Origin of the sequence: Candidatus Culexarchaeum yellowstonense (assembly GCF_024707025.1) — an archaeon.
Classification (GTDB): domain Archaea; phylum Thermoproteota; class Methanomethylicia; order Culexarchaeales; family Culexarchaeaceae; genus Culexarchaeum.
The window spans coordinates 1-8,087 of sequence record NZ_JANGFQ010000067.1 but is presented as its reverse complement, the minus strand read 5'-3'; the positions used below and the strand labels follow the sequence as shown (position 1 = coordinate 8,087).

At 36.0% G+C, this 8,087-nt stretch carries 8 protein-coding genes; 4 read left to right on the top strand and 4 right to left on the bottom strand.

Translation table 11 applies throughout. The annotated features are described in order from the left end of the window. Positions 1-2,081, top strand: a 2,081-nt coding sequence (locus MRT15_RS07655; RefSeq protein ID WP_369684961.1) for an SbcC/MukB-like Walker B domain-containing protein, incomplete at its 5' end; no start/stop codon positions are given. A 108-nt stretch (positions 2,082-2,189) separates the two neighbouring features. Here the strand turns inward: MRT15_RS07655 and MRT15_RS07650 are convergent. Then, entirely contained in the window at positions 2,190-2,711 is a 522-nt protein-coding gene (locus MRT15_RS07650) for a hypothetical protein (RefSeq protein ID WP_304329454.1), read from the bottom strand. 125 nt (positions 2,712-2,836) lie between these two features. Between MRT15_RS07650 and MRT15_RS07645 the strand changes: the two genes are divergently transcribed. Next, entirely contained in the window at positions 2,837-3,955 is a 1,119-nt protein-coding gene (locus MRT15_RS07645; RefSeq protein ID WP_304329452.1) for a V-type ATPase 116kDa subunit family protein, read from the top strand. Positions 3,956-4,021: 66 nt separating this feature from the next. Further along, positions 4,022-5,878, top strand: coding sequence for a S9 family peptidase (locus MRT15_RS07640; protein ID WP_304329450.1), 1,857 nt, complete (start codon positions 4,022-4,024; stop codon positions 5,876-5,878). A gap of 5 nt (positions 5,879-5,883) precedes the next feature. On the opposite strand, the gene MRT15_RS07635 is transcribed toward MRT15_RS07640, so the two are convergent. From MRT15_RS07635 to MRT15_RS07625, 3 genes are all read right to left on the bottom strand, one after another. Then, entirely contained in the window at positions 5,884-6,249 is a 366-nt protein-coding gene (locus tag MRT15_RS07635) for a hypothetical protein (RefSeq protein WP_304329448.1), read from the bottom strand. Further along, the gene (rpiB, locus tag MRT15_RS07630) at positions 6,246-6,704 is read right to left on the bottom strand and encodes a ribose 5-phosphate isomerase B (RefSeq protein WP_304329447.1); all 459 of its coding nucleotides are present in this window, start codon (positions 6,702-6,704) and stop codon (positions 6,246-6,248) included. Before rpiB ends, MRT15_RS07635 begins: the two co-directional genes overlap by 4 nt. Before the next feature lie 90 nt (positions 6,705-6,794). After that, on the bottom strand, positions 6,795-7,592 hold the full coding sequence (locus MRT15_RS07625) for a DUF362 domain-containing protein (protein WP_304329445.1): 798 nt from the start codon (positions 7,590-7,592) through the stop codon (positions 6,795-6,797). A gap of 86 nt (positions 7,593-7,678) precedes the next feature. On the opposite strand from MRT15_RS07625, the gene MRT15_RS07620 reads away from it, so the two are divergent. Then, complete coding sequence (locus MRT15_RS07620; RefSeq protein WP_304329443.1) at positions 7,679-7,996, top strand: DUF6364 family protein; 318 nt, start codon at positions 7,679-7,681, stop codon at positions 7,994-7,996. Positions 7,997-8,087 lie beyond the last annotated feature (91 nt).

The following is an 8,087-nucleotide window of genomic DNA, read 5'->3' as shown; positions in this document are numbered from 1 at the left end:
ATACATTGTTAAGCTCAGTATTCATACGTCAAGGTGAAATTACAAATCTAATAGAGGAAGAGCCAAGTAAGAGGAAGGAGGTTATAGGTAGAATACTGGGATTGGATAGGTATGAGAAGGCATATGAAAAGATGCGTGAAATAATAAGTAAACTTAAAGATATAAAGAGTAGCTATCAAAATGAAGTTAACAAAATTAATGGATTAATAGAAGCTTTGAAAAAACAATTGGACAAATTGTCACAAGATATTGTAGCTCAACAAAATGAGCTTATGAAACTTAAAGAGGAGCTTAACTCTAAACTGGTGAAATTAAATTCAATACGAATAGAGAAGGAAATTCTGGATGGAATGAAGGAGGAATACGATAAACTATGTAAAAGAAAGGAGAGAATCGATGGGGATATGAGGTTCATCGAGAAGTCCATTAAAGAATTGAAGGATAAACAAACTGAATGTGCAAATGCTAAGAATATGATCGAAGTCTTGAAATATGAAATTTCCAAAATACCATTACTGGAAAGGTATATTGAGATCTACCATGAAATGGAGAAGTTGAATGTTGATATGATAAATTTGAATGAGGACATGAACAAATTGAAGGAATTGGAGGATTATGAGAAGCAATTGGCAGAAGTGCTCAGTAAAGTGTTAAAGTATTTGCCAGAACCATCCATGGAGGTTTTGAGGAGGGAAATTGAAACCCTCCAAAACTCTGAGAACATTATTCAAAATGAAATGAATGAGAGGCAACGTAAGAGGGGTGAATGGATTGGCAAGATAAATGAGTTGAAGAGACATATTGAGCACATAGAAGGACTAGACATATGCCCAGTATGTAAAACAAAATTGTCGCATACACATAAAGAGCGTGTTAAAACAGAGATATCTATGGAGATTCAAAAGTTTGAACTTGAATTAAAAGGACTCGAAGAGCAAGTACAATCACTATCAAAGAATCTTGAGGAAATTAGAAGCAAAATCAAAATTCTATCAGACATTACAAGTGAAGTGGGGTATATTGAAAATCTTAAAAAATTAATAAGTAAGGTTAGAAGTGACCTTACACGTTCAATTCCAGAAATAAGCAACCCAAACTTTAAGGTTGAAGATGCAAAATTAATTCTCACAAGTAAACTGGAAAATCTCAAATTAAAGTTAAATGCATATGAATCTGAATTAAACAATATAGTTAAAAGCCTTGGATATAAACCAAAAGATCCAAAAAATGAACTTGAATCCTTAAAAAATAAGCGTGATGAATACAATGATTTAAGGGTTAAAGCAGAGAGATATGATGAATATTTAAAGCAAATTGACAATTTAAATTCAGAATTGGAAAAACTTAAAAGTGAATATAGTACTGTGGAAAGTGAACTTAAAAATTTAGGTTATGATGCCAAGAAACACGAAGAAGTCAATCAAGAATTTCTAAAATTAACTGGTAAATATAATGAATTGAAGGGGAAAGCGGCTCAAATCGAGAATGACATAGAAAATTACAATAAAAAGCTAAATGGTTTGAAAAGTGAAATCGAAAAGTTGAGGAATGATCGTGAAAACATTAATGCAAAATTAGAGAGAATTGAATATGCATTAAAAGTAATTGAAATTATACGTGGGGTATTTTCGAAGGATGGAATTCAGAAGCTTATAAGGCAGAGGATTACACCATTAATTTCACAGTTGGCAACCAATTACATTGATCAATTCAATTTAGACATAACTGGTATATCTGTGGATGAGGATTTGGAGATTAAAGTTGCAAAGGGTGGAGATTTCATGCCACTACAATTATTGAGTGGAGGGGAGAAGGTTGCTGTGGCAATAGCTTTGAGACTTGCATTGGCTAGAGCATTGGCTGAACGTTTCTCAACAGTGATAATGGATGAACCCACAGTGCACCTCGATGAGGAGAGGAGGAGAGTATTGATAGATGTATTCAAAAACTTCAGAGAATCAGCAATAACACAGCAAATGATAATAATAACCCATGATAGAGAGCTTGAAGAAGTTGCTGACACAGTTTACCAAGTTAACAAAATCAGCGGAGTTTCGAAAGTTAGTGAAGTAAGGCTATAAACTTATAATGAAAAATTCAATACACATTCATTAACAACTCAATTTCACCAACACATTATTTACTCATCATTAGTTCACATGGTAATTATTCATTTAAAGCTCCTTTCATTATTTCAATATTTTGAATATGCATGCAGCCTTTGTTGCTTCCAAGACTTCCATTTTAACTTCAAGTAATGATTCCAAAAGTTCCTTCACAATTTCACCTGGTAGAACTGGATATGAAACTTCTATGGTTTCATTATCATGTAATGTGAATCTTCCAAGTCCATGTAATGTTAGTAATTCAAGTATTTTGGGTATGTGTTCTGGATTCCTTGGTGAGAGGCGGAAGAATCTTAGTCTAGGCTTTAAACATGAACTCATGGCTTCTATAGCTTCACTTCTAGATTTTTCAGGTATATATTTCATTAGTGATGAAAGTGCATCTGAAGGTATTAATGTGACTCTACATGGATGAATGTAGAACATCCCCTTATCAACATCCCATTCATCAATCGTGTAAATTGTAGCTAATTTTAAACAATAGTTGACGAATTCCTTCAAATGCCTGAATTTCCCCTTCTTAATTGATAAGTTAATGTATTCCATTATATCATCATCTAATTCAACAGTTGTTAATTTCCCCATAATCCACCTATATTGATTATATTTCATCTGCAATATTAACATTTTTGTGAATTATTATTCTGGAATATTCTGAAATAATAAGATTTATATATTCAAAATATTTCAGAATATTATGGGTGAATATTATGTTCGCAAAGCCCTTGGTTAACCCGTTATCATTGTTGGAGTATGAAGCTCCCAGTTTCGCAGTTTACTATTACTTGATAGTGTTCTCTCTCCTCCTAGTCTATATATTGTTATTGTGTGTTAATCACTATTCCCATTACACTTACTATGATGGTAATGGTGCTACTGAACTTTATGAGCATAGATTCTATACTCCCCCAAGTGCTCCTACGTTTTCATCATTCTTCCGTACATGGATCATTACTCCATCATTAAAACTTACATCTTCATATCTTAATTTTGGTTATCATGGTTTTAATCCAGTTCCAATGTTAACATTCTTCTTGCCACTAATTTTTGGTATTATGTTTGCGGATATAGGTCATGGTTTGATATTGATGGAATTCGGTTTACTTATGATGCTTTTCAATGGTAGGGTTAATGGTATGCTTAGCTACATTGTTGATAATGGTGGAGTTTTGTTTACATGTGGTTTATCTTCTACCATAATGGGGATGCTTTTTGGTGAATTCTTCGGTTATCACGTTAATATCTTACCAATCAAACTCTTCATCCCATTGGTTAATGTTACTTTGCCCTTCTCCTTTATGGATAATATTATGGCTGCGATTAAGTTGTGTATATTGATTGCCGCTATACATCTATCTTCTGGGATGTTTATTGACTTTGTGAATAAGGTTTGGAGTGGTGAGTATTTGAAGGCATTCACATTCTCATTTGCCAGATTATGGTTTTACATTGGATTTATAATTTCGATATTTATGAATAAGCTTGATATTCAAGCTTGGATTTATAATCCATTAACAACTTTTGGTGTGGTATTGCCTTTAATGGTTATGTGTGTTGGCGGTTTCCTTTCAGGTGATCCTGTTGATGGCTTCATAGGTACATTTGAAACTGCAATTGAATCCCTTAGCCATACGGTTTCATATCTTAGGATTCTCGCCCTTGCACTTGTACATTCACTGTTGAGTGGGATATTCATTGATTTATCTGGTGGGAATCCATTTGTATTGCTTGTGGGAACGATACTTATACTTGTATTGGAGGGTTTAATTGTATTCATTCATACTGTTAGGTTGATGTGGGTTGAATGGTTCTCAAAATTTGTACATTGATCTGAAGCTCTCCAATAATTAATTAACTTTTTATTTTGTCTCTAATCCATTATATTTTGATGTGTTATGGTTAGGAAGTTTTCTGTGGATGATGTTTTGAAGCTGGTTTCTATTGGTGAAGTTAGGGTTTCATGTAAACGTGATTTAGCCTTCACGATTTCTAGGAATGATTTGGAGAAGAATAAGGTTTTGAGTGAAGTTCATATTGTTAGATGTGATGGTTCGAGGAGCTTCTTGGTTGGTGAGGGTGATTCTAGACCTAGGTGGAGTCCTTCTGGACGTTTATTGGCTTTTGTTAGTAGGCGTGGAGCTTCTGAAAGTGAGAGGGGGGCTGGGGTTTTCGTTTGGAGTGGTTTTGGTGATGCTAGGAGGGTTGCATGGTTTAAGTATGGTGTTCTAGCTTTAGAGTGGATTGATGATTCATCAATTGCCATTGTTACGCCTAACCCAATTGATGGTTTATATGATTCTGATGAAGATTACTATGCTACTGATAGGCTTCCACTATGGTTTGATGGCGTTGGATATGTTGCTGGTTTAAAGTATGAGGTTCACGTTTTAGATGTTGATTCAGGTTATTCTAGGAAGATTGCTGAGGATGATGAGAGGATAACTGATCTTGCAGTTGGTGATGGCGTAATATATTATGTGGCAGTTGATAGTTGGAGGAATCCAATTTTCAGTAGGCTTGTGGAAGTTGATATTAAGAGTGGCTCTAAGAAGACTATACTACAAGGATATCAAATATCCTCAATTAGATTCATTGATGGAAAATTGTATGGTCTTATGCATCGTAATGAAATTGGAATTGCAAGTCACTATAAGCTTTGGGTTATTGAAGATGGTAAATCTAAATGCTTAACAAGTGGTATTCTCGATAGAAACATATATTCCATTGTTGGTTCAATTGATGGTAAATTGGCTTTCATATATGCTGATTCAGGTTCATCGATACTTGCAACTATTGATAGTGGACGTATTGAGAAGATTGTTGGTGAAGGCGGATATGTACATTCAGCGTATGCTGAAGCTGATGCAATTGCATATACATACTCAACGCCAACAATTCCACAAGAATTATACTTGTATGTGGATGGTGAGCATAGGAAGATTTCAAGATTCAATGAGTGGATCCTCAGTGAAGTGAATTTCAGCAACCCAGTTAGGGAGGTTATTTCAGTGGATGGTGAAATGGTTGAGGGGTGGATTATGCTTCCAAGTGGGGGTTCAGGTCCCCATCCAGTAATCCTATATATTCATGGTGGACCTAAGGGGATGTATGGATACACATTTTCACCTGAAATGCAATTGATGGTTTCAGAGGGGTTTGCAGTAGTATACTCCAATCCACGTGGAAGTGATGGTTATAGTGAGGAGTTCGCTGATATTAGGGGGAGGTATGGTGATGTGGATTATAAGCAGATAATGGCCTTCCTTGATCATGCATTATCAAAGTATCCATTGGATGGGGATAGGATGGCTGTTACTGGGATAAGTTATGGTGGATACATGACCAATGTCATTGTAACTAAGACTGATAGGTTTAAGGCTGCTGTAAGTGAGAATGGAATTGCAGATTGGATATGCGATTACTGGGCTAGCGATATTGGATACTGGTTTGACCCAGACCAAATAATTGGAACTCCACAGGAAAATTTGAAGAACTATTTGGAGAAGAGTCCAGCCTTCCACGTGGATTCAGTTAAAACCCCAATGCTATTCATCCATAGCGCACAAGATTACAGGTGCTTCATAGATCAATCACTAGCCATGCACGTATCATTAGCATTGAGGGGGAAGGAATCAAAACTAATAGTTTTCAGTAAAGGTAGTCATGGTCATAGCATGAGAGCAGAACCAAGACATAGGAGGAAGAGGTATCAATTAAAGATTCAATGGTTGAAGGAGAAGTTGAAAGCTTAAACCAATCAAACCAAACTTTTTCCCATTTTAATTGGGCATCGAATTCCACGTTTCATTGAAACTGTGGATGCAAATGCAAATAATCCCACAATTAATACTGCTATAAATAGCAATACTATACTTCCAGTTTGGATGTAACCATAAAAATCCAAAACAACCACCATCATTATGATTGAGACATCCACAATTAGCCTCCTCTTATCCTCAATTGGTATAAATGGTATTGTTATATAGTAGAATCCCACCATCCACATGTGACCTCCAATAATCATGCCCACAAAATCTTTATCATAATATCCAGCTATGATCATCAGCAATCCCAATAACAGAAACACTACTGCCCCAATGATATTCGACTTACTAATCTTCATAGTTTAACACCACGAATTACTTCCTCTTCAAATTTACTTATCTTATTTATCCTCCTCTCATGTCTCCCTCCCTCAAAATTCTCCCTCAACCAAAGCTTCACATATCTTATTGCATCTTCACTCTTCATGGTTCTACCACCTAAGCATATTACATTGGCATTATTATGCCTCTTAGCCAGTATGGCTGTTTCATCTGAATATACTAGTGCAGCTCTTATCCCTGGAAACTTGTTTGCAGCTATACTCATACCTATACCAGTTCCACATATCAGTACTCCACAATCAGCTTCACCATTAATTATCCTAATGCAAACATCCCTTGCTATATCTGGGTAATCCACAGGCTCCTCAGTATATGTCCCCACATCTATAACTTCAAATTCCCCCTCCAAAGACTTCAATAACTCCCTCTTCAAACTTAATCCAGCATGATCACTTCCCACACAAATCCTCATTTAGAATCACACTAGAATCTACCTATATTGCAAACAATTATGTTTTATGCATCCTCGAAGATTCAATTATATCATGAACAATGTGTTTGGCTAATCCATCTTTATCTTTAATACTTCTGGATTTATATCCCCCAACCCCTTCATACATGCTAACTTGATGTGTTTAACTTCTTCATGTCCCAATATTTTAGCTCCAATGGAGTCGCAGGCTACTGGATCTTCACTTGCAATTGTTAAGTTTAACTTCTTAAGTTTCCCATGTATATGTGAGCCGAACATTCCAGTTGTTCCATCTATTATTGCAAGGTTTGGTTTGAATGCTTTAACTAGATCGCATAGTCTTAATGCCCATATATCTGGATCCCCCTCTGCATGTATATACTCCTTTACTGGTATTTTTGGTGCAGGTTTAAGTATGCCCATCATGTTTTTAAGTGTCAACGTTACTTCTGCGAATCCATGCTCCTTTAAAACCGCCACTGAAATTATGTAATCCACTTCACTCAAAACACTATTTACCTCAAAACTCCAATATTCTCCATTAACCTTAATGTAATTCCCATGGTTTAAATCCATAAGTCTAACATTATATTTCTCTGTTAGGTATTCGTATCCCGCTATTTTGAAGCATTGCATGGTGTCTGGGTATGCAGACCCCTCCCCCACAATAATCTCATAATCCCCCATCTCCATGAGAAATCTTATTACCCCCTCAACGGTTTCAGGTCTAGTTACTGCTCCAGAATCTTTACCCATGGGTTCAACTAGATTTGGTTTTATTAGAATTCTACTTCCACTCTTTGGGATTTCCGGTTTTAGATGCTTTAATGCATTTAAAGTTCTATTTGTTATGTCCTCCCCCTCAACTATGATAACCCTCGATTTCATGGCATATTACATTAGTCTCCCCCTTTACTTTAACTTTTCCTCATGTTTGGTTAGATTTAAATACGTACAAATACGTATTTGTATGTATGTCTGGTAAGGTTAAGTTGACCATAACTGTTGATGGAGACGTTTTAATTAACGCTAAGAATGTTGCCCGTGAGAGGCGTATACCATTGTCTAGGGTTATAGAGAACTTTTTGAAATTCTTCTCTGAACCTGAATTCTACTGTTTTAAGTGTGGTGGGAAGTTTAAGGCTAGGGATGCTGATGTATGTGCGAAGTGTGGTTGGATGATATGCCCACATTGTGGGGCTTGTAGGTGTGGTTTGAGTGAGGAGACTGCTGTGGCTGTATTCCATATGAGGAGAATTTACGAGGATTTACTTGGTGGTAGGATTAAGTAGCCTTGGTGATTTTCATGCTGGTTTGGATCTACTGGTTTGTTAGTTTAACTATAGTTACATATGCATCCACATGGATTGTTAAACACTACCC

Excerpts from the sequence above, each read along its gene's own strand:
- MRT15_RS07650 (WP_304329454.1), bottom strand. The coding sequence starts at position 2,711 with ATGGGGAAATTAACAACTGTTGAATTAGATGATGATATAATGGAATAC.
- MRT15_RS07645 (WP_304329452.1), top strand. The coding sequence starts at position 2,837 with ATGTTCGCAAAGCCCTTGGTTAACCCGTTATCATTGTTGGAGTATGAA.
- MRT15_RS07640 (WP_304329450.1), top strand. The coding sequence starts at position 4,022 with ATGGTTAGGAAGTTTTCTGTGGATGATGTTTTGAAGCTGGTTTCTATT.
- MRT15_RS07635 (WP_304329448.1), bottom strand. The coding sequence starts at position 6,249 with ATGAAGATTAGTAAGTCGAATATCATTGGGGCAGTAGTGTTTCTGTTA.
- rpiB (WP_304329447.1), bottom strand. The coding sequence starts at position 6,704 with ATGAGGATTTGTGTGGGAAGTGATCATGCTGGATTAAGTTTGAAGAGG.
- MRT15_RS07625 (WP_304329445.1), bottom strand. The coding sequence starts at position 7,592 with ATGAAATCGAGGGTTATCATAGTTGAGGGGGAGGACATAACAAATAGA.
- MRT15_RS07620 (WP_304329443.1), top strand. The coding sequence starts at position 7,679 with ATGTCTGGTAAGGTTAAGTTGACCATAACTGTTGATGGAGACGTTTTA.